The sequence below is a fragment of the Hyphomicrobium sp. genome (assembly GCF_009026145.1).
Lineage (GTDB): Bacteria > Pseudomonadota > Alphaproteobacteria > Rhizobiales > Hyphomicrobiaceae > Hyphomicrobium_A.
In genome coordinates this window covers 190,134-216,506 of record NZ_WBUE01000004.1, presented here as the reverse complement: position 1 = coordinate 216,506, position 26,373 = coordinate 190,134, and the positions used below count along the sequence as shown (strand labels likewise).

Annotated in this window: 17 protein-coding genes and 2 tRNA genes; 10 read left to right on the top strand and 9 right to left on the bottom strand. The window is 65.8% G+C overall.

The window, feature by feature from the left end; translation table 11 throughout:
* Window positions 1-64: 64 nt before the first annotated feature.
* A tRNA-Thr gene (locus tag F9K20_RS05685) sits at window positions 65-140 on the bottom strand.
* Window positions 141-299: 159 nt separating this feature from the next.
* On the opposite strand from F9K20_RS05685, the gene F9K20_RS05680 reads away from it, so the two are divergent.
* A complete protein-coding gene (locus F9K20_RS05680; RefSeq protein ID WP_290998390.1) occupies window positions 300-659 on the top strand; it encodes a hypothetical protein in 360 nt (119 codons plus the stop codon).
* A gap of 152 nt (window positions 660-811) precedes the next feature.
* A complete protein-coding gene (locus F9K20_RS05675) occupies window positions 812-1,132 on the top strand; it encodes a hypothetical protein (RefSeq protein WP_290998387.1) in 321 nt (106 codons plus the stop codon).
* 73 nt (window positions 1,133-1,205) lie between these two features.
* Here F9K20_RS05675 and rlmB read toward each other — a convergent pair whose 3' ends face one another.
* Entirely contained in the window at window positions 1,206-2,072 is an 867-nt protein-coding gene (gene rlmB, locus F9K20_RS05670; RefSeq protein ID WP_290998384.1) for a 23S rRNA (guanosine(2251)-2'-O)-methyltransferase RlmB, read from the bottom strand.
* Between the two features lie 104 nt (window positions 2,073-2,176).
* Here rlmB and F9K20_RS05665 point away from each other — a divergent pair.
* Both F9K20_RS05665 and F9K20_RS05660 read left to right on the top strand, forming a co-directional pair.
* A tRNA-Tyr gene (locus F9K20_RS05665) sits at window positions 2,177-2,261 on the top strand.
* Between the two features lie 181 nt (window positions 2,262-2,442).
* Window positions 2,443-3,861 carry a TAXI family TRAP transporter solute-binding subunit gene (locus tag F9K20_RS05660; protein WP_290998381.1) on the top strand — a complete coding sequence of 473 codons (1,419 nt, stop codon included), beginning with the start codon at window positions 2,443-2,445 and terminating at the stop codon, window positions 3,859-3,861.
* A 6-nt stretch (window positions 3,862-3,867) separates the two neighbouring features.
* On the opposite strand, the gene F9K20_RS05655 is transcribed toward F9K20_RS05660, so the two are convergent.
* Both F9K20_RS05655 and F9K20_RS05650 read right to left on the bottom strand, forming a co-directional pair.
* Window positions 3,868-7,062, bottom strand: coding sequence for an efflux RND transporter permease subunit (locus F9K20_RS05655; protein WP_290998378.1), 3,195 nt, complete (start codon window positions 7,060-7,062; stop codon window positions 3,868-3,870).
* Window positions 7,062-8,141: a hypothetical protein gene (locus F9K20_RS05650; protein WP_290998376.1), complete on the bottom strand. Its 1,080-nt coding sequence runs from the start codon at window positions 8,139-8,141 to the stop codon at window positions 7,062-7,064. Before F9K20_RS05650 ends, F9K20_RS05655 begins: the two co-directional genes overlap by 1 nt.
* 515 nt (window positions 8,142-8,656) lie before the next feature.
* Between F9K20_RS05650 and F9K20_RS05645 the strand changes: the two genes are divergently transcribed.
* Genes F9K20_RS05645 through F9K20_RS05635 form a run of 3 tightly spaced genes read left to right on the top strand, consistent with a single transcriptional unit; the run spans window position 8,657 to window position 16,660 of the window.
* Complete coding sequence (locus tag F9K20_RS05645; RefSeq protein WP_290998479.1) at window positions 8,657-14,833, top strand: HAMP domain-containing protein; 6,177 nt, start codon at window positions 8,657-8,659, stop codon at window positions 14,831-14,833.
* A 10-nt stretch (window positions 14,834-14,843) separates the two neighbouring features.
* Window positions 14,844-16,289, top strand: coding sequence for an HWE histidine kinase domain-containing protein (locus F9K20_RS05640; protein ID WP_290998374.1), 1,446 nt, complete (start codon window positions 14,844-14,846; stop codon window positions 16,287-16,289).
* The gene (locus F9K20_RS05635) at window positions 16,286-16,660 is read left to right on the top strand and encodes a response regulator (protein WP_290998372.1); all 375 of its coding nucleotides are present in this window, start codon (window positions 16,286-16,288) and stop codon (window positions 16,658-16,660) included. The genes F9K20_RS05640 and F9K20_RS05635 overlap by 4 nt, the downstream gene beginning before the upstream one ends.
* A gap of 13 nt (window positions 16,661-16,673) precedes the next feature.
* Here F9K20_RS05635 and eutC read toward each other — a convergent pair whose 3' ends face one another.
* From eutC to F9K20_RS05620, 3 genes are all read right to left on the bottom strand, one after another.
* Window positions 16,674-17,447 (bottom strand): ethanolamine ammonia-lyase subunit EutC, encoded by a 774-nt coding sequence (gene eutC, locus F9K20_RS05630; RefSeq protein ID WP_290998370.1) that lies wholly within the window; start codon window positions 17,445-17,447, stop codon window positions 16,674-16,676.
* Window positions 17,444-18,826, bottom strand: coding sequence for an ethanolamine ammonia-lyase subunit EutB (locus tag F9K20_RS05625; RefSeq protein ID WP_290998368.1), 1,383 nt, complete (start codon window positions 18,824-18,826; stop codon window positions 17,444-17,446). Before F9K20_RS05625 ends, eutC begins: the two co-directional genes overlap by 4 nt.
* A gap of 77 nt (window positions 18,827-18,903) precedes the next feature.
* Window positions 18,904-19,245, bottom strand: a complete 342-nt coding sequence (locus F9K20_RS05620) for a hypothetical protein (RefSeq protein ID WP_290998366.1) — start codon at window positions 19,243-19,245, stop codon at window positions 18,904-18,906.
* A gap of 36 nt (window positions 19,246-19,281) precedes the next feature.
* Here F9K20_RS05620 and F9K20_RS05615 point away from each other — a divergent pair, with 36 nt between their 5' ends.
* Window positions 19,282-20,742, top strand: coding sequence for an undecaprenyl-phosphate glucose phosphotransferase (locus F9K20_RS05615; protein ID WP_290998364.1), 1,461 nt, complete (start codon window positions 19,282-19,284; stop codon window positions 20,740-20,742).
* A gap of 24 nt (window positions 20,743-20,766) precedes the next feature.
* Here F9K20_RS05615 and F9K20_RS05610 read toward each other — a convergent pair whose 3' ends face one another.
* Together F9K20_RS05610 and F9K20_RS05605 are read right to left on the bottom strand one after the other, a co-directional pair.
* On the bottom strand, window positions 20,767-21,099 hold the full coding sequence (locus F9K20_RS05610; protein WP_290998362.1) for a hypothetical protein: 333 nt from the start codon (window positions 21,097-21,099) through the stop codon (window positions 20,767-20,769).
* Window positions 21,100-21,244: 145 nt separating this feature from the next.
* Window positions 21,245-21,856, bottom strand: a complete 612-nt coding sequence (locus F9K20_RS05605) for a response regulator transcription factor (RefSeq protein ID WP_290998359.1) — start codon at window positions 21,854-21,856, stop codon at window positions 21,245-21,247.
* 124 nt (window positions 21,857-21,980) lie between these two features.
* Here F9K20_RS05605 and F9K20_RS05600 point away from each other — a divergent pair, with 124 nt between their 5' ends.
* Together F9K20_RS05600 and F9K20_RS05595 are read left to right on the top strand one after the other, a co-directional pair.
* A complete protein-coding gene (locus F9K20_RS05600; protein ID WP_290998356.1) occupies window positions 21,981-23,378 on the top strand; it encodes a histidine kinase in 1,398 nt (465 codons plus the stop codon).
* Window positions 23,379-23,644: 266 nt separating this feature from the next.
* Window positions 23,645-26,341, top strand: a complete 2,697-nt coding sequence (locus F9K20_RS05595) for a TonB-dependent receptor (RefSeq protein WP_290998353.1) — start codon at window positions 23,645-23,647, stop codon at window positions 26,339-26,341.
* The last annotated feature ends 32 nt before the right edge of the window (window positions 26,342-26,373 follow it).

Genomic DNA, 26,373 nt, shown 5'->3' with positions numbered 1-26,373 from the left:
CCAATGGAATGCCAATGACGCCCGGCGGCAGAGGTGAAGAATGCGCCCAAGTAACTGAAATCATTGGTGCCGGCTACAGGACTTGAACCTGTGACCCCCTGATTACAAATCAGGTGCTCTACCAACTGAGCTAAGCCGGCTTGGCGCTGGGGCGAGCCTTATATCGCGGTCGCCCATCGACCGCCAGAAGCGCCACCGCGCCTTGCCTGCACCGCCGCGGGGCGGCGGTTAGGTCTTCATTATCCATATCCTGACAAGGTGAAGGAAGTTGCGTCAGTCTTGCCAGTGAGGGTTTGCGCATGCGTCTTCGCACTTTGTTCGCCGTCATCAGCGTCGCCGTCACGGTCGGCTTCGCTGCCTCCGCCCCCGCCGAAGCCGAATGGTGCCGGGCGCCGCGGGGGGGCTTCTGCGGGCCCGCGCCCGTCAGCCACTTCATCTACTATCCGCGCTATTCGAACGTCTATTACTGGGCGACGCTCGCTCCCTATCCGGGCGCCTACCCCTACATGCCGTACGGCTACTATGGCCGCTACTACCGGCCGTATGGTCAATACGCGCGCCGCTTCTGGGCGCCGCGCCGTGCCTATGCGCCGGTCGTCACCGCCTATCCGGTTGCGGCTCCCGCGCCCGGGTGTTGCGGTGAGGCGTACTTGAAGTAAGTGGCCGCAATGCCGCCCTGATTTGGTCCGCGTTCAGGCCACGTTCATGTGGCGAGGCTTTGCATCAGGGAGAGGAACGGGCAATCGATTTGCCGCGTTCCCCTCTCGCGATGCGTGAGCCGCCCGACAGCGGCAGAGATGGGAGACGTTGCATGATCAGGAAGATCCTGCATCCGCTGATGGCGCTTGTGCTGGCCCTGGGACTGGCCAGCGCGACCGTGCAGGAGGCAGAGGCCGGACGCGGCCGCGGCATCGCCGCGGGCGTTGCCGCCGGCATCATCGGCTTGGGTATTCTGGGCGCCGCCGCGAGCGCGCGCGGACGCGGCTACTACTACGACGACTACGAGCCGGAATGCTACCGCGGCCCGCGCCGCTGCCATTGGGAGAACCGGCGTTGCTTCGAAAACCGCTACGGCGACTACGTGTGCCGCGGTGGCGATTACGTGTGTCATCGCCCGCTGATCTGCGACTGACGGCAGATCGGGTGTTCGTGTTTCGAAGGCGGCCGGCGGCTCACCGGCCGCCTTCATGCTTTGCGCGCAGCGCTCAGCGCTGGGTGCGCTTCCAGGCGGCGTGATGCAGGCTGATCGCCGCCGCGTTCGACACGTTGAGGCTGCCGATCGGCCCCGTGGTGGCGATGCGCACCAGGCGCTCGCAGCTTTGCCGCGTCAGCTCGCGCAGACCCTTGCCCTCGGCGCCGAGGACGAGCGCGATGCGACCGGTGAGCGGCTCGTCCTCGATGCGATGCTCGGCGCCCCCGTCGAGACCGAGCGTCACGCAGTGGTGCTGCTTCAACTCGGCGATGGCGCGGGCGAGGTTCTGTACCAGCGCGACGGGGACGAGCTCGAGCGCGCCGGAGGCGGACTTTGCCAGCGCGCCGTCGAGCGGCGGGCTGTGCCGGCGCGTCATGACGAGACCCTGGGCGCCGAACACGGCGGCGGAGCGCAGGATGGCCCCGACGTTGTGCGGATCGGTCACCTGGTCGAGGACGACCAGCGGGCCGGCATCGGCACGCGCGGCGAGCTCGGCGATGTCCGGCTCTTCGAGCGGCTCGGTCTCCAGCAAGACGCCCTGGTGCACGGTGTCCGGCCCGAGCAGGCGGTCGAGATCGCGCGGGCTGACGCGCTCGGGGGCCGCCTGGCGGCCGGCCACCGCCTCGGCGAGACGGTGCTCGGCGTTTTCAGTCATCAACAGGCGCAGGACCTTGCGCGCCTCGTTGCGCAGCGCCGCCTCCACCGCGTGAACCCCGTAAAGCTGCACGCGGCCCTCATCGAAGGCACGCGTGGTATGCGCAGCGTGAACGTGTGCGTGGTCGCGGCGGTGCGGCGGGCGCTGGCCGCGCGGGCGGCGGGGAGATTTGGGGTGCATGGGATGGGGCTCGGAGCAGGGGCGCGCATCCTGCCGCTTTTCCATTTGACATCCAAGGGGCCGGTGCGGATAAAGCGTCCGCCCTGCCGCCCCTTGCGCGGGGCGATTTCATTTAAGGCCCCCGCGCCTTAGAATGAAATCTGGTGTGAGGAGGGGTGCCCGAGTGGCTAAAGGGGACGGACTGTAAATCCGTTGGCTTCGCCTACGCTGGTTCGAATCCAGCCCCCTCCACCATCCACAATTTTTCTCCCTACGTCCTATCCGGCGCAGGCGCCGTCGCCCCCGCTTCTGGGCGCGGAGGGCGCGCCAGGTGTTGCGCAATTGCCCCGTCGCCACCGAGTTGCCACCGAACAATGAGCTCATTGGGCGTCTAAGCTGGTAGAAATCCGGCTCGGGATATCTGCGCGAGGGGGTCATGTCGAACCTGCCCAAGGCTCTCACGTTCATCGCCCTTGTCGTCATCGGCGCCCTGTCGGCTGGCTACTACGCCCTCTCGGGGCAGAAGGGCTCCGAAGGCAAGATCGTGCTCGCGACCGGCGGCCTCAGCCACTACCAGGAGCTCGGGCTCGCCTACCAGAAGGCGCTGGAGCCTTACGGCGTCGAGCTCGTGATGCGCCCCGCCGTCGAGGGCTTCAAGACGCTGAAGGGCCTCGTCGCCGAGCCGCCGGAGTTCGACGCCGCCTTCATCAAGGGCGGGCTCGTCGGTAGCATGCAGGGGCGCCTGGCGCGCTCCAAAGCGCAGGAGTGGCACAGCAAAGAGCTCGGCAAGCTGCGCTCGGTCGGGCGGCTGTTCTACGAGCCGATCTGGGTCTTCGTGCGCTCCGATTTCGCCGGCCAGAGCCTGCGTGATCTCAAGGGCAAGCGCGTCCTCACCGGCACGCGCGAAAGCGGTACGCGCCGCATCGCCGCGCAACTTCTCAGGGCGAATGGGGTGGAATTCTCGAAGGACAACCCACTCATGGTCCGGGAGGAGCTTGCTCCTGACGGTAGACAATTGCTCGCCGGCGAGGCGGAGGCGGCATTCCTCATCCAGCCGGCGGACTCCGACACCATTCAGAGCCTGCTGCACGTGCAGGGCATCCGGCTGCTGAACTTCGCGCTCGAGGCGGATGCCTACGCCAATCGGTTTCCCTCCCTGACGAAGGTGATGCTCAACCGCGGCGCGGTGGAGTTCGAGCCGCTGACGCCGCCGGACGACATCACGCTCTTAGCAACGAGCACGGCGCTGGTGGTGCGTGCAGGCCTCGAGCCGTCGCTGATCAACCTCTTATCGCATGCGGTGCTGAACAATCCGCGCTCGGCGTTCGATAAGGCCGGTGATCCGGTGCTGTTCCACCGGCCCGGCACGTTCCCGCATATTTCTGATCCGGAGTACCGGGTCTCGGAGGAGACGCGGCTTCTCTACAAGACCGGCGAGCTCCCGGTGGCGCTGCGCTCGATCGCCCCGGCGGTAAGGGAGGCAGGCTTTCCCTACTCGGTGACGGCGTTCATCGCCGATCACGGCGCGCAGACGGTGCTCCTGCTGATCCCCTCGCTGGTCATTCTGCTGCCGCTTTTGCGCGTGCTGCCGAGCGTCTATTCCTGGAGCGTGCGCCGGCGGCTGCTCTACTGGTACCGGCAGCTGAAGGCTCTGGAGAAAAACCTCGACCACCCGACGGTGCAAGGCGAGCTAGCGGCCTATCAGGCGGAGATCGAGCGCATCGATGCCGGCGTGCGGCGCATCCGCTACCCGCTCAATTTCTCCGATCAGTTCTACCATCTGCGGCTGCACATCGACTTGGTGCGCCAGCGCCTGTTCCAGAAGCCGCACGCGGTGCGCATGGCGGCGGAGTAGGCGTTCCTATTCGGCCGCGAGGCGGTCGGGCGTCGCCGATGCGGTCGGCGGCGCGAGCTCGGCATCGTTGCCGCCGAACTTGCCGAACTGCAGCGAGAGCGTCGGCAGCATCAACAGGTTGAGCGCCATCGAGCTGGCTAGCCCGCCGACGATGACGAGCGCCATCGGTCCCTCGATCTCGCGCCCCGGCTCGTTCATGCCGATGGCCAGCGGCAACAGGCCGAGCGCCGTCACGATCGACGTCATGAGGATCGGTGCCAGACGGTCGCCGGCGCCGGCAACGGCGGTCTCGGGGCCCCACCTTGCGCCTTCCTCACTGACCATGTGCTCGTAATGCGAGATCATCATGATCGAGTTTCTGAGCGTGATGCCGAACAGCGTGACGAAACCGACCATCGACCCGATGGTGAGCACGCCGCCGGTGGCAAACACGGCGAGCACGCCGCCGACCATGGCGAACGGCATGTTGGCGAGCACGAGCAGCACGTTGCGCGTGCTCCCCGTGACGACGATCAGCAGGATGAGGATGCCGAGCCCGGCGACGGCCGAGTTCATGATCAGATCGCGCTGCGCCTGCGCCTGTGCCTGCGCGGAGCCGGCAAACTCAAAATGCACACCGGCGGGGAGCTGCAGCTTGCGGTTCAGCGTCTCCTCGGCCTCGGCGACGAAGGATGCGACATCGCGGCCGATGACGTTGGCGGTCACCGCCTGCAGGCGCTGTCCGCCCAGGTGGTCGACCTGGTAGCGTCCGGCGATCTGGAACACGTCGGCGATCTGCTTCAAGAGCACGAAATTGCCGTTGCGGGTGCGGATCGGCAGGTCGGCGACGTTGGCGACATTCTCGCGCGTCGCCTTGTCGAGGATGGCGATGACGTTGAAAACGCGGCTGCCCTCGTAGGTCTGGCCGACGATGTCGCCCTGGTAGGCCGTGCGCAGCACGTTGAGCACCTCGACGGTGTCGAGACCCCAGCGTTCGAGGTCGGCCTTACGCGGGCGGATGGTGAGCTGCGGCAGCCCGGGCGGCGACTGCAGCTGCACCTCGGTGGCCCCGTCGATGGCGTTCAACTCCTGGGCGACCTGTTGCGCCGTCTCGTCGAGCACGTTGAGGTCGTTGCCGTAGATGTTGACGATCACCGACGCGGTGTAGCCGGAGAGGGATTCCTCGACCCGCTCGGTGAGAAACGGCTTCAAGGCAAAATTGACCCCCGGGAAGCCCGCCAGCACCTTGCGCATCTCGATTTGCGCCTCCTCCGACTGGGCGCCGGTCAATCCCCGCTGCAGGTCGACCTCGAACTCACTGTAGTGCGTGCCCCAGGTGTCGTCGGCCTGCTCGGCGCGTCCGATGCGCTGCGAGACAACGCGCACGAAGGGCAGCTTCACGAGCGCGTCCGTGACGAGGGCACCGATGCGCTGGGATTCGGCGATCGACGTCCCGGGAACTGCCGCCATGTGCAGCGTGAAGTGTCCCTCCTTGAGCTCGGGCAGGAAGCCGGCGCCAAAAAACGGTACGGCCGCGCAGCCTGCCAGCGTGATCATCAGCGCCGCGGTAAGCGTGATACGCGGGTGGGCGACGATCTTGCGCAGCATCGTCTCGTAGTGCCCGCGCAGCCAGCGGGTGACGGGCGGATCGCTCACCTCTGCGCCGGCCTGCTTGGGGTTCTTGGGAAACAGCAGCATGCACAGCGCCGGCGTCACGATCATGGCCACCGCGAGGGAAGCGAGGATGGCGAGGACGTAGGCGAGGCCGAGCGGCGCGAAGAAGCGCCCGGCGAGGCCGGGTAGCATCACGACGGGAAGAAAGACGAGGATGACGGCGAAGGTGGCGTAGACGACGGAGCCGCGCACCTCGAGCGAAGCGTTGACGATGACCTGCCCGATGGGCAGCGGGTTGGCGCTGCGCCGGTTCTCGCGCAGGCGACGGGAGATGTTCTCGACGTCGATCACGGCGTCGTCCACCACCTCGCCGATGGCGATGGCGAGACCCCCCAGGGTCATGGCGTTGAGCGTTGCCCCGAGCGCATTAAGGACAACGACGGCGGCCAGCAGCGACAGCGGGATGGCCACGGACGAGATGGTCGCCGTGCGCAGGTCATAGAGGAAGAGGAACAGCACCACGATGACGAGGATGCCGCCGAGCACCAGCGAGTACTGGACGTTGCGGGTGGAAATGGCGATGAAGTCCGCAGGGCGAAAAAGGTCGGCGCGCATCTCGACGCCTTCCTTCTCGATCGACGGCCGCAAGGTGGCGAGCACCTTCTCGACGCCGTCCGTTACGTCGATGGTGTTGGCGCCGAGCTGTCCCGATACCAGCAGAACCACGCCCGGCTCGCCCATGATGTTGGCGCCGCCGATGGGCGGCTCGGGGGCGTTGAGAACGTCAGCGACATCCTTCAAAAGAACGCTGGAGCCGTTGACGCTGGTGACGACAGTGCGCGCGAGCTCGGCCGGATCGATCGACTGACCTTCCGACTGAAAAACGATGCGCTGGTTGGCGGTCTCGATGAAACCGGCACCGGTAATCGCCGTCGACTTGCGGGCGGCCTCCAGGACATCATTGATGGACAGATTGAAGCGCAGCAGCTGATCGGGGCGGATCTGCACCTGCAGCGAGCGTATCTCGCTGCCGAATACCGCCACCTTGGCCACACCCGGAACCGCCAGCAGCCGCTGGCGCAGCGTCCAGTCGGCGAGCGCGCGCACGTCCATCAGCGAGCGAGTCTTGGAGGTGAGACCGATCACCAGCACGGTGCTCGAAGACGACGTCAGTGGGGTGATGGTGGGCGGCGGGATGTTCTGCGGCAGCTCCTGGGCCGCCTCGGCAAGGCGCTCGGAGACGACCTGACGGTCGCGATAGATGTCGCTGTGGGCCTGGAAGATGATGGTGATGACGGAGAGGCCCTGGATCGAAACCGAGCGCAACGACTCGACGCCCGGCACGCCGTTGACCGCATTCTCTATCGGCTGCGCGACGAGCACCTCGACCTGCTCGGCGGTGAGGCCCGGCGCCTCCGCCTGGATGCTGACCTGCGGCGGGGCAAACTCGGGGAAGACGTCGTATTTCGCCTGCGTGAGCGAGATGGCGCCGTAGCCGAACAGCAGGAAGGCGAGGGCGACGACGACGCCGCGAAAGCGGACGGCGAAACGGATGACGGCGGCCTGCAGGCCCCGGTGGTGCTCGGGAGCGGCTCTGGGTGCCGGCATCAGTCGTCCCCGCCGACCTGGATCTGCGACCGGAACTCTTCCGAGAGCAGCATCTGTGCGCCCGCCGTGACGACCTGCGCGCCGTCGAGGATCGTGGCCGGGACCACGAATCCGCCGTCCTTCTCGGCCGGCATATCGGTGGGGATGGCGAGGCGGCTGAATGTATCTGCGCCGAGGCGGCGATAGACCCAGGCGCGCCCCGCCCACCACACCACCGCCGAGGAGGGAATGACGATGCCGTCGACCGGCGCGCCGTTGGCCAGGAAGGCCCGCACATTCATGCCCGGCAGCACACCGCTATTGGCGCCCGCGGCGTAGAAATAGCTCAGGCCCTGGATGCGCGGATCGGCGCGCGTTGCCGGCGAGATGTAGCGCAACGAGGCCCGGCGGAAGCTGTCGCCGACCTCGACGGCGGCTTCGGGCGGGACTTGCTCGATGTGCACGCCGGGCGGCAGGGTGATTTGCAGAAGAAATTCCGTGCGCTCGATCAGGCGCGTAATGAGACCCCCGCCGGTGACCATTGAATTGCCGATCACCGGGCCCCACTCCTGCAGGCCGGTGGCGCGCAGCGTGCGAACCTGAGACTCGGCTGCCTCGACCGCGGCGCGGTCGGCGATGAGCGCTGCCTCCGTCGTCTGCACCTGCACGAGATTGCCGATGTTCTTGGCATAGAGCGCTTGGGCACGCTGGAAGGCGGGCTGCGAGGCGGCAAGCCGGGCGCGTGCCGTGTTGAGCTGCGAGACGGCGGCGACGTAGTTGGTGTTGAGGGTGGTGAGGGTGGCGAGGTCGAGGACGGTTCCGTAGGCGCGGATCTGGTCCTGATATTTCCCGGGCTGCAACGCGGCCATCTGCAAGCCGATGGCATGCTGCGCCTCGTCATCAAGGGTGATGACCGGCTCGCCGCGCTCCGGCAGCGTTACCCGCAGCGGCGGTTTGATCGGCTCCTCACGCTCCGCCTCCAGGGCCGCGTCCTCGCGTCCCTCGACGAAGCCGCTGATCACCAGCGCCGCCAAGCCTCCCAGCAAGACGGCGCTTCCGAGGACCAGCAGCAGACTGCGGCCCTTGCGTACTGACTTCATGCCACGCTCTGGTCGGAGCCGCCATCGATGGCGGCCTCGTGTGTTCTTGTTCAGGCGCCGTATCTAAGGACGGATATCCACGCCGACGCAAGGGCTTGTCGCCTGCGCGGCGGCTGCGGCGCAGCGGCTGTTGCGTAGGTTGGGGGCTCGAGGTTGAGATGTAGCTGACGACCATCAGCGGGCGCCAGCGCCTCCTCCTCGGGCGTTGCCCCGGCACCGTTAGCTGGTCCGACCAACGCGGGCCGCAGATGTGCCCGAGCGGATGCCGCTGGGCCGTCGACAAGCATTTTTCTTAACCGATGGAACGCATCGCGCCGGCGCTCGTTTTGGTGCCGGGTGAGCAGGCGCTTCGTCGCCCAGCCCTGCCGCGCCGACGCTCTGGGAGGGGCTCTATGGAAAATGAGTTGCTCGGTTCCGTACGCGAGGAGACGTACCCGGAAGCGGCTGATTCCCTTCAGACTAATGGTGCGGCCGAGGGGACCGAGCTACGCGACCTGCTCGGCATCCTCGGTGCCATGCGCGCCGGCGACTTTTCGGTCCGCCTCCCTACCGACTGGGATGGCCTGTGGGGCAAGGTAGCCGACACTTTTAACGACATTGTCGCTTCCAATGAGCGCATGGCCAAGCAGCTCGACCACGTCGGGCAGGTCGTCGGGCGCGAAGGCAAGACCAAGCAGCGCGTCCGCATCGGGCCGGCCGCCGGAGCCTGGGGGGGCATGGAGACGTCGATCAACCAGTTGATCGACGATCTCTTGTGGCCGACCACCGAGGTCACCCGCACCATCCGCGCCGTTGCCCAGGGCGACCTGCTGCAGACCATGCGCCTCGACGTCGACGGGCGACCGTTGGAAGGCGAGTTCCTGCGCTCCGCCACCATCGTCAACACCATGATCAAGCAGCTGTCGGTATTCACCTCGGAAGTGACGCGCGTCGCCCGCGAGGTCGGTACCGACGGCAAGCTCGGCGGTCAGGCGCAGGTTTCCGAGGTGACCGGCGTCTGGAAGGACTTGACCGAGAGCGTCAACTCGATGGCCTCCAACCTCACCGCCCAGGTGCGCAACATCGCCGAGGTGACCATCGCCGTCGCCATGGGCGACCTGTCGAAGAAGATCACCGTCGACGTGCGCGGCGAGATTCTGCAGCTCAAGGAAGCCATCAACACCATGGTCGACCAGCTGCGCTCGTTCGCCGCCGAGGTGACGCGCGTGGCGCGCGAGGTGGGCACCGAAGGGCGCCTTGGCGGCCAGGCCGTGGTGCCGGGCGTCGCCGGCACGTGGAAGGACCTCACCGACAACGTCAACCTGCTCGCCGCCAATCTCACCACGCAGGTGCGCAACATCGCCGAGGTGACGACGGCCGTCGCCCGCGGCGACCTCTCGCGCAAGATCACCGTCGACGTGAAGGGCGAGATCTTAGAGCTAAAGAACACCATCAACACCATGGTCGATCAGCTCAACGGCTTTGCCGGCGAGGTGACGCGCGTCGCCCGCGAGGTGGGCACGGAAGGCAAGCTGGGCGGCCAGGCGCAGGTGCCGGGCGTCGCCGGCACGTGGAAGGACCTTACCGACAACGTCAACTCGATGGCGTCCAACCTGACGGCGCAGGTGCGCAACATCGCCGAGGTGTCGACCGCCATCGCCGGCGGCGACCTGTCGAAGAAGATCACCGTCAACGTCTCGGGCGAGATCCTGCAGCTGAAAGAGACCATCAACACCATGGTCGATCAGCTCAACGCTTTCGCCTCGGAGGTGACGCGCGTCGCCCGCGAGGTCGGCACCGAGGGCCGTCTCGGCGGCCAGGCGCAGGTGCGCGGCGTCGCCGGCACGTGGAAGGATTTGACCGACTCGGTCAACTCGATGGCCTCCAACCTGACCACCCAGGTGCGCAACATCGCCGAGGTGTCGACCGCCATCGCCAACGGCGACCTGTCGAAGAAGATCGCCGTCGACGTGCGCGGCGAGGTGCTGGAGCTGAAGGAGACCATCAACACCATGGTCGACCAGCTCAATGCGTTTGCCGGCGAGGTGACGCGCGTCGCCCGCGAGGTCGGCACCGAAGGCAAGCTCGGCGGCCAGGCCGTGGTGCGCGGCGTCGCCGGCACGTGGAAGGATTTGACCGACTCGGTCAACTCCATGGCCTCGAACCTGACGGGCCAGGTGCGCAACATCGCCGAGGTGGCGACCGCCGTGGCGCTCGGTGACTTGTCGAAGAAGGTGTCGGTCAACGTCTCGGGCGAGATCCTGCAGCTGAAAGAGACCATCAACACCATGGTCGATCAGCTCAACGCGTTTGCGGCCGAGGTGACGCGCGTGGCCCGCGAGGTCGGCACCGAAGGCAAGCTGGGCGGCCAGGCGCAGGTGCCGGGCGTCGCCGGCACGTGGAAGGATTTGACCGACTCGGTCAACTCAATGGCCGGCAACCTCACCGACCAGGTGCGCAACATCGCCGAGGTGGCGACGGCCATCGCCAACGGCGACCTGTCGCGCAAGATCACGGTCGACGTGCGCGGCGAGATCCTGCAGCTGAAGGAAACGCTGAACACCATGGTCGACCAGCTCAACCGCTTCGCCGGCGAGGTGACGCGCGTGGCGCGCGAGGTCGGCACGGAAGGGCGTCTCGGCGGCCAGGCCAACGTCCCGGGCGTTGCCGGCACGTGGAAGGACCTCACCGACAACGTCAACCTCTTGGCCGGCAACCTGACGACCCAGGTGCGCAACATCGCCGACGTGACGACGGCCGTTGCTCGCGGCGATTTGTCGAAGCGCATCACCGTCGACGTGAAGGGCGAGATCCTCGAGCTCAAGGCCACCATCAACACCATGGTCGACCAGCTCAATGCGTTTGCGTCCGAAGTGACGCGCGTGGCGCGCGAGGTTGGCACCGAGGGCAAGCTCGGCGGTCAGGCGCAGGTGCCGGGCGCTGCCGGGACGTGGAAGGATCTGACGGACAACGTCAACTTCATGGCCTCCAACCTGACCGCGCAGGTGCGCAACATTTCCGAGGTGGCAACGGCCATCGCCAGCGGCGACCTGTCGAAGAAGATCACCGTCGACGTGCGCGGCGAGCTGCTGCTGCTGAAGGAGACGCTGAACACCACCACCGAGCAGCTGCGCTCGTTCGCGGCCGAGGTGACGCGCGTCGCGCGCGAAGTCGGCACCGAGGGGCGCCTCGGCGGCCAGGCCGTGGTGCCGGGCGCCGCCGGCACGTGGAAGGACCTGACGGACTCGGTCAACTCCATGGCCGGCAACCTCACTGGCCAGGTGCGCAACATCGCCGAGGTGACGACGGCGGTAGCGCGCGGCGACCTCTCGCGCAAGATCACCGTCGACGTGAAGGGCGAGATCCTCGAGCTGAAGAACACCATCAACACCATGGTCGACCAGCTCAATGCCTTCGCCTCCGAGGTGACGCGCGTCGCCCGCGAGGTGGGCACGGAAGGCAAGCTCGGCGGACAGGCGCAGGTGCCGGGCGTCGCCGGCACGTGGAAGGACCTGACCGACACCGTCAACGTCATGGCCGCCAACCTCACCGAGCAGGTGCGCGGCATCGTCAAGGTCGTCACCGCCGTCGCCGAGGGCGACCTGAAGCAGAAGCTGACCGTCAAGTCGAAGGGCGAGGTGGCGGCGCTGGCCGAGACGATCAACGACATGACCGACACGCTCGCCATCTTCGCCGATCAGGTGACGACGGTGGCGCGCGAGGTGGGCGTCGAGGGCCGGCTCGGCGGCCAGGCCAACGTTCCGGGCGCCGCCGGCACGTGGAAGGACCTCACCGGCAACGTCAACCTCCTGGCCGACAACCTCACCAACCAGGTGCGCGCCATCGCCGAGGTGACGACGGCGGTGACCAAGGGCGACCTGACGCGGTCGATCCAGGTCGATGCGCGCGGCGAGGTGGCCGAGCTGAAAGACTACATCAACACCATGATCGACAACCTCCGCCTGACGACGGAGCGCAATACCGATCAGGACTGGCTGAAGACGAACCTGGCGCGCTTCACCGGCATGCTGCAGGGCCAGCGCGACCTGACGACCGTGGGCAGCATGCTCCTATCGGAGCTGGTGCCGCTGGTGCGCGGCCACCAGGGCGTCATCTATCAGATGGTGACGGAGGAAAACTCGTATCTGAAACTGCTCGGCAAGTACGCCGATCACCCCGAGCGCGGCTATCCCAAGGAGATCGAGCTGGGCGATGGCTTCATCGGCCAATGCGCGGTCGAGAAGCGGCGCATTCTGATCACCGATATTCCGGACAACGCCGTGCGCGTCGGCGCCTCGCTGGTCGAGGCGCTGCCGCGCAGCGTGGTTGTGCTGCCCGTCGCCTTCGAGGATCAGTTGAAGGCGGTCATTGCCGTCGCCTCGCTGCACGAGTTCGACCAGGCGCATTTGAGCTTCCTGGAGCAGCTCACCGCCAGCATCGGCATCGTGTTGAACAGCATCGAGGCGACGATGCAGACCGAAGGCCTGCTGAAGCAGAGCCAGGAGCTGGCAGGCGAGCTGCAGGCGCAACAGAAGGAGCTGCAGAAGACCAACGAGCAGCTCGAGCAGAAGGCGCAGCAGCTCGCCGAGCGCAACGTCGAGGTGGAAGCGAAGAACCAGGAGATCGAGCACGCACGGCGCGCGCTGGAGGAAAAGGCGACCGAGCTGGCGCTCACTTCCAAGTACAAGTCGGAATTCCTCGCCAACATGAGCCACGAGCTGCGCACGCCGCTCAACTCGATCCTCATCCTCGGCCAACAGCTCAGCGAGAACGCCGACGGCAACCTGTCGGAGAAGCAGGTGGAGTTCGCCCGCACCATCCACGGCGCCGGCAGCGACTTGCTGAACCTCATCAGCGACATCCTCGATCTGTCGAAGATCGAATCCGGCACCGTCTCGGTCGATGCCGAGGAGCTCTACCTGTCGAACCTGCTCGATACCGTGGCCCGCCCGTTCCGGCACGAGGCCGAGGGCCGCAACCTGTCGTTCGAGCTGGAGCTCGATCCAAGCCTCGGCCGCAGCATCGTCACCGACTCCAAACGTCTGCAGCAGGTGCTGAAGAACCTGTTGTCCAACGCCTTCAAATTCACCGAGCACGGCGGCGTGCGGCTCACGGCGTCAGCTGCGGCCGCCGGGTGGAACCCGGATCATCCGGTCCTCAGCAACGCCTCGAGCGTCATCGCCTTCGAGGTGTCCGACACTGGCATCGGCATCCTGCCCGAGAAGCAGAAGATCATCTTCGAGGCTTTCCAGCAGGCCGATGCGAGCACCAGCCGCAAGTACGGCGGTACGGGGCTCGGTCTCGCCATCAGCCGTGAGCTGGCAACGCTGCTCGGTGGCGAGATCCAGCTGCGCTCGACCCCCGGCATGGGCTCCACCTTCACGCTATTCCTGCCGCAGAGCTACATCGGCCCGCCGGTGACGGCTGGCGAGGCGGAGCCGGGGGCAAAGCCGATATCGTTTGCCGATGCGCAGCAGGTGCGCGCGCCCGAGCGCTCGGTCGAATCCATCGCCGACGACCGTGACAACCTCAATCCGGGTGAATCGCTGCTGCTCGTCGTCGAGGACGACCCGCACTATGCGCGCATCCTCATGGACCTCGCCCATGATAATGGCTTCAAGGTGCTGATCGCGCAGCGCGGCGCCGAGGCGCTGGCCCTGGCAACCGAGTTCAACCCCAACGCCATCTCGCTCGATGTCTTCCTGCCGGATATGCTCGGCTGGAGCGTGCTGAGCCAGTTGAAGCAGAACCCGCTGACGCGACATATCCCGGTGCAGATGATCACCCTGGACGAGGATCGCCAGCACGGTCTCGCGCAGGGCGCCTTCTCGTTCCTCAGCAAGCCGACCACCGTCGACGGCCTGCGCGTTGCGCTGACGCGCATCAGGGAGTTCACGGTTCCCCGCCGCAAGCAATTGCTGGTCGTGGAGGACAACGAGGCCGAGCGGATCGGCATCCGCGAGCTCCTGCACCACGACGACATCGACGTCGCAACCGCCGCGCGGGGCGAGGAGGCGCTGGAGTTCCTGCGCGCCAACACCTGCGATTGCGTTGTGCTCGATCTCAAGCTGCCCGACATGTCGGGTTTCGACGTCTTGGAGGAGCTGAGCAAGGACGAGGCGCTGGCGCAGATCCCCGTCGTCGTCTTCACGGGGCGCGAGCTCTCGGCCGAGGAGGAGGCTCGCCTGCACACGATGGCGCGCAGCATCGTCGTGAAAGGCGTTGAATCGCTCGAGCGCCTGCTCGACGAGACGGCACTGTTCCTGCACCGCATCGTTGGCGATCTCCCGCAGGAAAAGCAGCGGATGCTGGAACGCTTGCACGCCTCCGACGACGATCTGGTGGGCCAGACCGTGCTGCTCGTCGACGACGATGCGCGCAACATATTTGCCTTGAGCAGCGTTCTCGAGCGCCGCGGCATGCAAGTGCTGACCGCGGCGACCGGCAAGGAGGCAATCGACAGTCTCGAAGGTACACCGGATGTGGCCATCGTTCTCATGGACATCATGATGCCGGAGATGGACGGCTATCAGACGATGCAAGTCATCCGTGCGCAGGCGAAGTGGCGTCGGCTGCCGATCATCGCATTGACCGCCAAGGCGATGAAAGGCGATCGCGAAAAGTGCTTGCAGGCGGGGGCATCCGATTACCTCGCTAAGCCGGTGAATACGGAGCAGCTGCTCGCCGCGCTGCGCATGTGGCTGCATCGCTAGGGTGATGGCGATGAATGCTCGTCAACCGGTCAATATTCTGCTCGTCGACGATCAGCCGGCAAAGCTGCTGAGCTACGAGGTGATTCTCGCCGAGCTGGGCGAGAACCTGATCAAGGCCAACTCGGCCAACGAAGCATTGAGCGCGCTGCTGAAGACCGACGTCGCCGTCGTGCTCGTCGACGTCTGCATGCCCGATCTCGACGGCTTCCAGCTTGCCGAGATGATCCGCGGGCATCCACGCTACGAGAAGACCGCAATCATCTTCATCTCGGCCATTCAGGTCACCGATCTCGATCGCATCCGAGGCTATAAGACCGGCGCTGTCGATTATGTGCCGGTACCGGTCATTCCGGAGATTCTGCGCGCCAAGGTGCGGATATTCACCGAGCTCTACCGCAAGAACCGGCAGCTCGAGGAGCTAGCTGCAGATCTGGAGCGGCGGGTCGCAGAGCGCACGGCCGAGCTGGAAAGGTCGACGGCAAGGTTGCGCGAGAGCGAGGAGCGGCTGCGGCTGGCACTCAGCGCCGCGAGGATGGGCACCTGGCGCCGCGATCTGACGACGGAGCTCAGTCAGCGCGACGCAAATTTCAACGCCATCATGGGATTGCCGTCCATCGACTCCACGGCGTCGATGGACGAGCGACTGGGGGAGATTCACCCCGACGACAGGGACGCCGTCGCCGCGGCGTGGAGCAGGGCCGTCGAGGCGCAGGGCGACTACGAGGCGGAGTTCCGCATTAAGCGCCGCGACGGCGCGATCCGCTGGGTACGCGATCAAGGGCGCTTCGTCCCCGGCGGAAACGGGCAACCGCATTGCCTCGCCGGACTCACGCTCGACATCACCGAGCGCAAGAGGGCGGAGGAGGCGCAGGCGCTGCTCATCCAGGAGCTGAACCACCGCGTCAAGAACATGCTGACGACGGTGCAGGCGATCGCACTGCAAAGCCTCAACGGGGCGCAGGGCGCGGACAAGGATCGTTTCCTGTCCCGCATTCAGGCGCTCGCCACGTGTCACAATCTGCTCACGCGCAGCAGTTGGGAGGGGGCCAAATTGCGCGACATCCTCGACAGCACCTTCGCTCCCCATCGCAGCCTGCAGGCCACTCAGCGTATCGAGCTTTCCGGGCAGGACACGCTGCTGTCCTCGCGCGATGCCCTGTCGGTGACGTTGGCGCTGCACGAGCTGGTGACGAATGCCGTGAAGTACGGTGCCTTCGCCAACAATCAGGGCCGCATCCAGCTGTCCTGGCACGTCGAGCCGTCGCGCTCGACGACGAAGCTGCGCCTGGCATGGCGTGAGGAGGGCGGCCCGCCGGTGAAGGCACCCCGACACAAGGGCTTTGGATCGCGCCTGCTGACCTCGCTGGCGGCGCAGTCCGGAGCGGCCTATTCGTGCGAGTACCCGAGCACGGGCTTCAAATGCGAGCTGGCGCTTCCACTCGAGAGAAGAGCATGACCGAAGAGCTGCTAGGCAAGCGTGTGCTGGTCCTGGAGGACGAGCCACTTATCGCGATGGCGCTGGTCGACATCCTCGAGGAGGCCGGCTGCACCGTCATAGGTCCGGCACACGATTCCGACCAGGCGGCCAAGCTGATCGCCGAGAGCTCGATCGACGTCGCCGTGCTCGACGTCAACCTCGGGTCGGGGCGGACGTCGGCGGCCATCGCCGACTGTCTCAAGAGCGTAGGCACGCCGTTCATATTCGCTACCGGCTACGGCGAGATGGGGTTGCGCAATGCGGACCGCGATCAGCTGCGCGTTGACAAGCCCTATTGTGCGCCGACCATCCTGGCGACGGTGGTCGCCGCCCTGAGGACCACGGCCTGAGCCGTTCGCGCCTTCAGCGCGGCGGCAGCTCGCGGTGCTGGGAGCCTTCCAGCTCAAAATTGCTCTCGTCCTTGAGGGCGACGCCGGTGAGGCCGCGGCGGAAGGCCTCGCGCAGCAGCCAATGGATCTTGTACGCCGCCGCGCTGGCGGCGAGGCCGCCGCTGCGGATGTTCGATACGCAATTGCGCTCCCCATCCTTGCGCCCGGTGCGCGGCGCCAAGGTGAGATAGGCACCGAGACTGTCGGGGGAGGAAAGTCCCGGGCGCTCGCCGATCAGCACCAGCACGGCGCGGGCGCCGAGAACCTCGCCCGCGTCGTCGCCGAGCGCCACACGCCCCTGGCTGGCGAGCACGAGCGGCGCCAGGCTCCAGCCGCTCCGGCGTGCGAGCGGCAGCAGCGCAGCGACCACCTCCACGGCGTTGGCGGCGACGCCGGTCGAGGACAGCCCGTCGGCAATGAGGATAAGCAGATCGGGCGCGCCGCCTGCAATGCCGGCTAGGCGTTGGCGAGAGGCGGCGCTCAAACGGCGCCCGAGGTCGGGGCGCCGCAGGTACGTGTCACGGTCCGCTGCCGCACTGTCGACGCGGCGTGTGGCGAGGCCCAGGTCCGCCAGCGCGCGTTCGATCGGCGCCCAGTCGATGGGCGTCGTGACCGCATCGCGCGCCTGGGCGTGCGCCATGGCGAAGCTCAACACCTCTTTGATCGGCAACGCTGCGCCGGCGCGGCCAAGACCGATGCGCGCATCGGTGAAGCGCCGCAAGGACGACCAAGGAGCATCGCTGCTCATGCGGCGAGACCCTTGACGTGATCGAGCAGCGTCTGTGGCGGCTCGGCGAGCAACTTGCCCTGCTCGTCGGCGAGGCCGACGCGGGCCAGCCACGCCTCGAACTCGGGCGCGCGCCGCAGCCCGAGCGCCTCGCGCACATAGAGTGCGTCATGGAACGAGGTGGATTGATAATTGAGCATGATGTCGTCGGCCCCGGGGACGCCCATGACGAAGGTGACCCCGGCGGCGCCGAGCAGCATCAGCAACGCGTCCATGTCGTCCTGGTCGGCCTCGGCGTGGTTCGTGTAGCAGACGTCACAGCCCATTGGCAGCCCCAGGAGCTTGCCGCAGAAATGATCCTCGAGGCCGGCGCGGATGATCTCCTTGCCGTTATAGAGATATTCCGGGCCGATGAAGCCGACGACCGAGTTGACGAGCAGCGGCTTGAATGCGCGTGCCACCGCGTAGGCGCGCGCCTCGAGCGTCTGCTGGTCGACCCCATGGTGCGCATCCGCCGACAAGGCCGAGCCCTGGCCGGTCTCGAAGTACATGACGTTGTCGCCGACAGTGCCGCGCTTCAGGGACAGGGCCGCCTCACGGCCCTCCTTAAGCATCGCCAGCGTGACCCCGAACGAGGCGTTGACCGCCTGCGTGCCGCCAATCGACTGGAAGACGAGATCGACGGGTGCCCCGCGCGCGATAGCTTCGATCGACGTCGTCACGTGGGTGAGGACGCAGCTCTGCGTCGGGATTTCGAAGCGGCGGATGATGTCGTCGAGCATGGCGATGAGATCGAGGATGGTCGCCACGTTGTCGCTCGCCGGGTTGATGCCGATCACCGCGTCGCCGCAGCCGAGCATGAGGCCGTCGACAATGGAGGCAGCAATGCCGCGCCTGTCGTCCGTCGGATGGTTGGGCTGCAGGCGCACGGCCATGCGTCCCTTGAGACCGAGGGTGTTGCGCAAGCGGCTGATGACCTCGACCTTGCGCGCGGCGAGGATGAGGTCCTGATTCCGCATGATCTTCGCGGTCGCCGCTGCCATCTCCGGCGTGATGCCCGGCGCGATGCGCCCCAGCATTTCGGCCGTTGCCGTCTCGGACAGCAGCCAGTCGCGAAACTCCCCCACCGTCATGTGCGAGACGGGCGCGAACGCTGCCGCGTCATGACCGTCTACGATGAGGCGGCTGACGTCGTCGCTCTCGTAGGGCACGACCAGCTCGGAAAGGAAGCGCTGCAAGGGAACGTCGGCGAGCGCCATCTTGGCAGCCACGTTCTCCTCGGCACTGGTGGCCGCGACCCCCGCCAGTACGTCGCCCGCGCGTGGCGGCGTCGCCTTGGCCATCAATTGCTTGAGGTCGGCGAACCGATACACGGCCTGCCGCCACGCCGTGCGATACAACGGGGCCCCTCCGCCTGCGGTTGAAGCAGCGAAGCATAACCCGTGCGGCGCCGCGTGCACAATTCGTTCGCGCGGGGTCACGCCAGCGCCGAGTGCCCGAATTCCAAGGGGCAATGGCGCGCGGCGGTGCGTGCGAGCGCCATGAGTCGCTGCAGGCGCGAGAGCCCAATGACCGGATGCGGGCTTTGCTCAACCGCCGTCGGCATCGCGAACGGCGTGCGAGGCCAGCGCGCATAAGCATCGATGCCGGTCGATTGGGCAATGCGCCGATTAACCTTACGGCCGGCATCGAGTTCCAAGCCACGGGCGCGAAAGGTTAGTTCGTGACGACGCGTGGTCGCGCTTCGCATCGCCGCCGCAAGGACGGAGCGCATGGCACAGACCTGGCAAGCTTGGCGGCTGGGCAGCGAGTTGGCCAATCGGCCAGCTGGAGGCATCGGGAACTGTTCGCGCTCATGAGCCACACTCTCATCTCACGCTCGGGCGCCGACCGCAGTCTCCGCAGCCGCAAGCGGCTCATCGGCGAAGCAATCTCGATTGCGATCGTCGTCGGCGATGCGCTGGCCATCGTGGCCCTGTCGGTGCTCAGCGGGGTTGCCTATCACCAGGTTGCCTATGGCGAGAGCGGCGACGTGCTCTCGTTCCTGCGTGTCGGTGGCGTCATCGCTACCGTGGTGGTCATCGCCAATCTGTCGCGCGGGGAGTATCAGCTCGGCAACTTCCTCAGTCTGGCGCCGCACGCGCGACGCACCGCGCAGCTGTGGAACCTGACGTTCATCTGCCTGCTCATCATCGGCTTCGTCGGCAAGGTCACGGAAGTATACTCGCGCGGCTGGATCGTCATCTATTACACCTCCGGGCTGCTGACGCTTCTCTTCCTCCGCTATGTCGCCGTGCGGATCGTGCGCCGCTCGACGGTGGCGCGGCTGATCGCCACCAAGCGCGTGTTCCTGATCGGCAATGCCGGCGAGATCGAGCGTTTCATCGCCAAGCACGAGCCGCGGCTTGGCGGTGTCGAGATCGTGGGCTGCCGCTTCTTGAGCGCGGCGGCGCAGTCGGGTTCCATGCGCGAGCGCCAGAGAGCGCTGCATCGCGAGCTAGGCTCGGTTATGCCCAGCATCCGACAGCTCGAGCCGGACGCGGTGTTCATCGTTACACCATGGTCCGACGAGTCGGCCATCGATGGCTGCATCGAGCAGCTGTTGACCCTACCGGCCGAGATTCACCTCGGTCCCGGTTACGCGCTGCGCAAGTACAGCAACGCTCAGCTGGCACGCTTGGGGCCGATCGCCAGCCTGCAGCTGGTGCGGCTGCCATTATCGCGCTTCGAGCTGCTGCAGAAGCGCGCGTTCGATGTCGTCATGTCGACCATAGGGCTGGTGCTGCTGGCGCCTCTGCTTCTGTGCATCGCGCTGCTCATCAAACTCGACAGCCCGGGACCGGTGTTCTTCCTGCAGCGGCGCTATGGCTTCAATCAGAAGCCGTTCCGCATCATCAAGTTTCGCACCATGGTGACGTTGGATGACGGCCCCGTCATTCACCAGGCCAGACGCGGGGATCCGCGCGTAACGCGCGTCGGCCGCTGGCTGCGCGCTTCGAACCTCGACGAGCTGCCGCAGTTGTTCAACGTGCTGAAGGGCGAGATGTCGCTCGTCGGTCCGCGACCACATGCGCTTTCGCACGATCGCGAGTACGAGCACATCATCGCCCGCTACGCGCGCCGCCACAACGTCAAGCCCGGGATCACGGGATGGGCGCAGGTGCATGGAGTTCGCGGCGAGACCGATACGCGGGACAAGATGCAAAGGCGCGTGGAGCACGACCTGTTCTACATCGAGAATTGGTCCTTAGCGCGCGATCTCTGGATCCTCTTGTGGACCGTGGTTTCGCCTTCAGCCTATCGCAATGCGCGTTGACGGTGCCGCAGCCATCGCTGTTCGTCAGATGACGTTGACGATGGCCCAGCCGATTGCGAACCAGAACAGGAGCGAAGCCGCGAGTGCGAGGATGAACGGCCAGCTGGAGCGCGGCGGTTCTGTCTCTTTGATGGCGATGACCTCGCCGGCGATCAGGTCCGGCTGCGCCTTGCACAGCAGCGCCGAGGCGCGCTCGATGTCGGCTTGGTAGTCGCGCACGCGCGCGAGAGCGGTAAGGTCATAGCGCACGAAGCCACCATTCGGGAGTTCGTGCGCGGCATCGCGAGCTTCCGCAACCGGCCGCGCCTCCCACAGCTCCGAGCGGCTCTCGCCCAGCACATCGAGATTGTCTGTCACGCCACGCGACTCTTAGCTGTTTCAAAATGGAGCTAATGCATCCCAAAACCAATCATAACATTAAAGGACTATTAAACTTAACAGCGTCGGCGGGCACGCGAAACGGCCATGCCGCACCCCGGGCGCTAGGTCGAGTGGCTAGGGGTCAGACGATCTTCTGCTCGACGGCGATGCGGATGAGCTGCATCGGGGTGCGCGCATTGAACTTGGCGCGGAGCGAGGCACAGGTCGTCGCCACCGTCTTGTAGGAGACGTTGATGAGGGCGGCGATCTCCGACATGCTCTTGCCCTTGGCGAGCAATCGCAAAACCTCCCTCTCGCGCGATGTGAGGACCACCGATTCGCCGGCATTGCGCAGGAACGCTATCTTCTGCGCCATCGCCAGGGGGAGGGAGTGGCCGCCGGCGTAAACCTCGCGTATGGCATTCAAAAACGCTTGCGGGTCATCGCTCTTGCTGACGTACCCTTTGGCGCCGCCCTCTATCGCCTGAGCGGCGAACATGGGGTCGTCGTTCATGCTGAACATGATGATCCGGGCCCGCGGGTCGCGCACTTGCAGTCTGCGGGCCAGCTCAAAGCCGGAGATGTCCGGCAGGTTGATATCGATGACTGCCACGTCAGGCTTATGAGCGGCATAGACTTCTTGCGCGGTGGCCGCGTCGCGGGCCTCGAGCATGGTCATGTCGGCAGCCTCGGCGAGCAGCGCCCGGCAACCGGACAACACGATAGGGTGGTCGTCGACGATAAGGACTTTCACGCGGATCGCTTCGGCTTCAGCCAGGCCATTGTATAACGTAACAAATAACTACGGGAAGATGGGCGGTCAAACTCGGGAATAGAATTGGCCGCCCTAGTCAAGCGTTCGCCGAAGGGTTGCCCGCATGTCCATCCGGTTCCGGCTCAATGCCCTGATCATCGCCGTGTTCACGCTGGGACTGGTGCTGTTGATGTTGGCCATGGTCCTGAGTGCCGGGCCGCGCATCCGCGCTGAAAACGACAGCATCATGCGGCTCGCCACCGAGTTCGTCGAGACGACCATTGAAAGTCTGCAGGGCACGACCGACCCCGGCGCGCGTCTCGCAGTGCTGCTCGACGGGCTCAAGGACCTCCGGCACGTCCAGATCTACCGCGTCAACGATCCCGGCTCGGATGTCGTGCCGGAGGACGGGATATCGGCAGCGGCGCCGTCATGGCTTGCCAGGCTGGGGCGCCCGTCGTCCACGGCGCAGGTGCCGGTGAGGGTAAATGGGCAGGACTTCGGCACGCTGGTGATAGCGCCGCGTCTCGCCGACGAGGCGGCGGAAATCTGGAGCTCGATTGTGAGCTTTTCTCTCGGCGGTGCCGCGCTGGCGGTTACTGCCGTACTGCTGATGAGTGTAACGATCGCCTACCTTCTGAAACCCATCAAGCGCATAGGCGATGCGCTCATGGTCCTCGAAGCCGGGCGATATGACGTGGCCGTGCCCGAAAGCGGTCCGCCGGAGATTTCCGACATTTGCCGCAAGCTCAATCGGCTGGCGACGACGCTCGAGAGTACGATCTCAGAGAACAGGCGTCTCGCCCAACGCATCATTCGCGTTCAGGACGAGGAGCGCAAGGATCTCGCGCGCGAGCTGCACGATGAGCTGGGGCCCTACCTCTTTGCCATCCGAGCGGCGATCGCTGCCCTCAAATCCGAGCTGCAGCGGGGCGGAAGCGACCGGGAGAAGCTGCTGCGGACCTGCGATACGTTGGTCGAGCGCATGGAGACGATCCAGCGCATGAACCGTGGCGTGCTGCAGAAGCTGCGGCCTATGGGTCTCGAGGAATATGGCCTCAAGGCGAAGCTGACCTCGCTCTTGGCGCTGCTGCGCGAAAGCCATCCGCATGTGAGGATCAACCTCGCCGTTGCCGCAGATCTGCCGGCCTGCGACGAGACGAGCAACCTGACGCTCTACCGGCTGGTTCAGGAGGGGCTGACGAATGCGCTCCGCCATGCGGAGGCAACGGTCGTCGATATCGCCGTCGAGCCGGCGCCCGCAGACGATGTGCCGGAGGTCAAGGACAAGACGCGCCCGGTAATTCACGTCGCTATTGCGGACAACGGCCGCGGATTACCCGAAGGCGTCAAGGCGAGCTACGGCATCGCCGGCATGAGCGAGCGCGTGTGGGCAACGGGCGGGGAGATGCGCATGACCAACCGTGCGGGCGGAGGATTGACGCTCGATGCCTGGGTGCCCGTTTCCTTTGCCGGCGCCGCGCCCTCTGGAGGCGCCTTAGTCGAGACACGCCCGGGCTGAGCGGAGGCAGGGGCCCAGAGGCAGTTGTCCATATGTTGCGAGAACAGCACAGCGCAACCTCAGAGTGCTCCGAGCGGCTGCGCAAGTTTGGAAGCTGTTTTCTCAATCTATGAAATTCCGGCTTCGCATTCCCGCCATTACGAATTGGAACTGGGAGCAAAAGGCAAGGCACTTTTGCTAGCGGATCCTGCACTTTTTGCTCCCGCGTAGCGTGAGTAGCCGACGACGCCGTCAAGGCGCTGGCGGTCGGGGGGAGTAGAAAAGTAATGCGTTCGTATTGCGTGTTGCCTGCGCTGGCCGTAGGCGTTCTTGCCGTTTTGCCCACCGCGGTCGCGGCCCAGGATGCGCCGACGCCGGCACCGGCCTCCGAGCAGCTGCCGCCGGTCGAGGTCATCCAGAAGCAGGCTACCCCCGCCCCCGCCGCCAAGAAGAAATCCGCGGCCAAGAAGAAGCAGGTCTCTCCTACCCCGCAGCCGCCGCCCGCCGCCGTCGCCACGCCGGCGCCGCAGAACCCCAATTCCGTCTACGGCGCCGCCGGCAGCGCGGGCGCCGCCGCGCACGCCTACGAGGGCGCGATCACGCCCGTCAACCCGACGCAGCTCATTCCGACGAACCTGCAAGGCTTCTCGAGCTCTGCAACGCACATCACGAAGCAGGAGATCACCGAGCGTGAGCCGCGCAACCTCAACGAGGCGCTGACGCGGGTGCCGGGCGTCATCGTCGTCAACGACGACGGCAACGGCCACCATGGCGGCATCGGCCTGCGTGGCGCGCCGCCCCGGCGCTCACGCAAGCTGCTGGTCATGGAGGACGGCCACACCGCCAACCTGGCGCTGTGGCTCGACCCGTCCGTACACTACTGGGCGCCGATCGATCGCTTGGAGAGCGTCGAGGTCATCCGCGGCACCATCATCACGCACGGGCCGAACAACAACTTCGGCGTCATCAACGCGCGCAACCTGTCGCCATTCGGACCCGACGAGACGGTGGTCAGCGCCGCCATGGGCTGGACGCAACTGCGCGGCGGCTGTTTCGAGGGCAACTGCAAGAATGACTCGGTCGAAGAGTCCTACCGCTGGCACGTGCATACGCGCCAGCACGCCGAGAACGTCGGTCTCGTGCTGTCCTACACCGGTGCCGACGTGCAAGGCGCCTGGGATACGGAACGCCTGACGTTCAACGACTTCTACGGCGCCATCGGCTGGAAGGGCGTCGATCAAGATCTGACCGTATCCGTCGTCTATGCCCGCCAGCGCGACAACTATGACGAGCAGAACTTCCTGCAGGAGTACGAGGACGACAACTTCCCCGCCAGCAGCGAGGACGAGGCAGAGGAACTCTTCGCCGAGCTGAACCAAGGCGCCGCGGAACGAGCGTTTCACGAGGTGGGGAACTGCAAGTCGTGCTACGCACCCGCCTCGCACCTCAACACCTACGTCGGCGACGTCTGGCGCGGCCAGATCGTCCACAATGCCTATCTTGACGACGACACGACGGTGACCACCCGCGTCTATGCCGGCCAGCACACCCGCGACCGCTATCAGCTTATCACCACGGAGTCGGATCCCGACGGCAGCCCGGGCGGCGATGCTGCCGTGCCGCTTCTCGGCGGCGGTGGCGACCAGGAAGGATGGTACTTCGGTGAGGACACCATGTTCGGCCGCCTGCGTACGTTCCGCCACCTCGGCGGCGAAGTGCGGGCCGAATGGGCCAATCAAAAGCTGTTCGGATTGAATCAGGATATCCAGGCGGGCATCCGCTACGAGTACCAGGACATGACCAACCGGAACTTCCTCGGGCTGGATAATGAGATCCTGGAGGAGGGCGACGAGTCGGGCGCGACGCTGTTCGATCGTTCGCTGAAGGCCAACACCGTCTCTGCCTTCCTGCAGACGAACATCGATGTCGCGCAAAACTTCAATGTGCTGCCGGGCATCCGCTTCGAGTGGTACAACATCAGCCGGACGAACCGCGTCATCGCCGAGGAGGAGAGCGAGGCAGAGGAGGAAGATTCCGCCGACTGCCCGGACCCGTGGAATACCGCCGGCGACGACTGCCTGGCGATCGAAGACATCAACTTCGATCCCGCCCGGCCGAAGGAGAGCTACTCGAGCTTCAACGCATTGCCCGGCATCGCCTTCGCCTACACCGGCTTTTATCGGTCGACGCTGTACGGCGGCTATCACCGCGGCATGTCGACGGCCGTGCTGCGCAACGATGACTTCGCCGCCCCGGATGAGATCGGCGACAACTTCAACCTCGGCTTCCGCAGCGCCGCCATCAAAGGTCTGCAGTATGAGGTCGCCGGCTTCTATCAAATCATCCAGGACTACCAGTTCGGCTCCTCGTTCTCCGATGCGGGCGACCGCTCGTACGGACGCGCCAATGAGGTGGAGATTAAAGGTGTCGAGCTATACGGACGCCTGAACTCGCAGCCATTCACCGGTGGACCGCTGAACTTCTTCACCGAGGGCAACTACACCTATGCGCGCGGCATCTTCACCGATGCGCCTCAGCTCGACGACAACGGCAACGTGATCGGCAGCTTCAACGGCAAGCATCTGCCGGAGGTGCCGTTCCACGTCGCGGCGTTGACGGTGGGTGTCGAGGGCACGACCGGCTGGCGCTGGAACGCCAGCGCGACCTGGACCTATCGCGGCTCATTCTTCACCGACGAGGGCAATACCGGCTACGGCATCTATGAAGCTGATTGTGGGGACACCGACCCCCCGCAGCCAGGCGTAGCCTATGAATGCGAGATCGAGGAGGCCGGCGAGGATGGCGAGGTGCCGTCGGTGTGGCTCTTGTCGGCGCGCTTCAACCTGGAGCTCGGGAATTCGGGTGCCAGCGTGTTCGTCGCCGGCGACAACCTCCTCAACGAGTTCTACATCACCGACCGCGAGGACGGCATGAAGCCCGGCATGGCGCGCACGATCTGGACCGGCTTCAAGTACAAGTTCTGATCCGTCACCGCGTGTGTGAGCACGCTGCAAAC

What these genes read in the sequence shown, in the direction of transcription:
- eutC (WP_290998370.1), bottom strand. Translation starts at nt 17,447, where the DNA reads ATGAGCAGCGATGCTCCTTGGTCGTCCTTGCGGCGCTTCACCGATGCG.
- F9K20_RS05655 (WP_290998378.1), bottom strand. Translation starts at nt 7,062, where the DNA reads ATGCCGGCACCCAGAGCCGCTCCCGAGCACCACCGGGGCCTGCAGGCC.
- F9K20_RS05635 (WP_290998372.1), top strand. Translation starts at nt 16,286, where the DNA reads ATGACCGAAGAGCTGCTAGGCAAGCGTGTGCTGGTCCTGGAGGACGAG.
- F9K20_RS05645 (WP_290998479.1), top strand. Translation starts at nt 8,657, where the DNA reads ATGCGCGCCGGCGACTTTTCGGTCCGCCTCCCTACCGACTGGGATGGC.
- F9K20_RS05600 (WP_290998356.1), top strand. Translation starts at nt 21,981, where the DNA reads ATGTCCATCCGGTTCCGGCTCAATGCCCTGATCATCGCCGTGTTCACG.
- F9K20_RS05615 (WP_290998364.1), top strand. Translation starts at nt 19,282, where the DNA reads ATGAGCCACACTCTCATCTCACGCTCGGGCGCCGACCGCAGTCTCCGC.
- F9K20_RS05675 (WP_290998387.1), top strand. Translation starts at nt 812, where the DNA reads ATGATCAGGAAGATCCTGCATCCGCTGATGGCGCTTGTGCTGGCCCTG.
- rlmB (WP_290998384.1), bottom strand. Translation starts at nt 2,072, where the DNA reads ATGGAAAAGCGGCAGGATGCGCGCCCCTGCTCCGAGCCCCATCCCATG.
- F9K20_RS05680 (WP_290998390.1), top strand. Translation starts at nt 300, where the DNA reads ATGCGTCTTCGCACTTTGTTCGCCGTCATCAGCGTCGCCGTCACGGTC.
- F9K20_RS05650 (WP_290998376.1), bottom strand. Translation starts at nt 8,141, where the DNA reads ATGAAGTCAGTACGCAAGGGCCGCAGTCTGCTGCTGGTCCTCGGAAGC.
- F9K20_RS05595 (WP_290998353.1), top strand. Translation starts at nt 23,645, where the DNA reads ATGCGTTCGTATTGCGTGTTGCCTGCGCTGGCCGTAGGCGTTCTTGCC.
- F9K20_RS05660 (WP_290998381.1), top strand. Translation starts at nt 2,443, where the DNA reads ATGTCGAACCTGCCCAAGGCTCTCACGTTCATCGCCCTTGTCGTCATC.
- F9K20_RS05640 (WP_290998374.1), top strand. Translation starts at nt 14,844, where the DNA reads ATGAATGCTCGTCAACCGGTCAATATTCTGCTCGTCGACGATCAGCCG.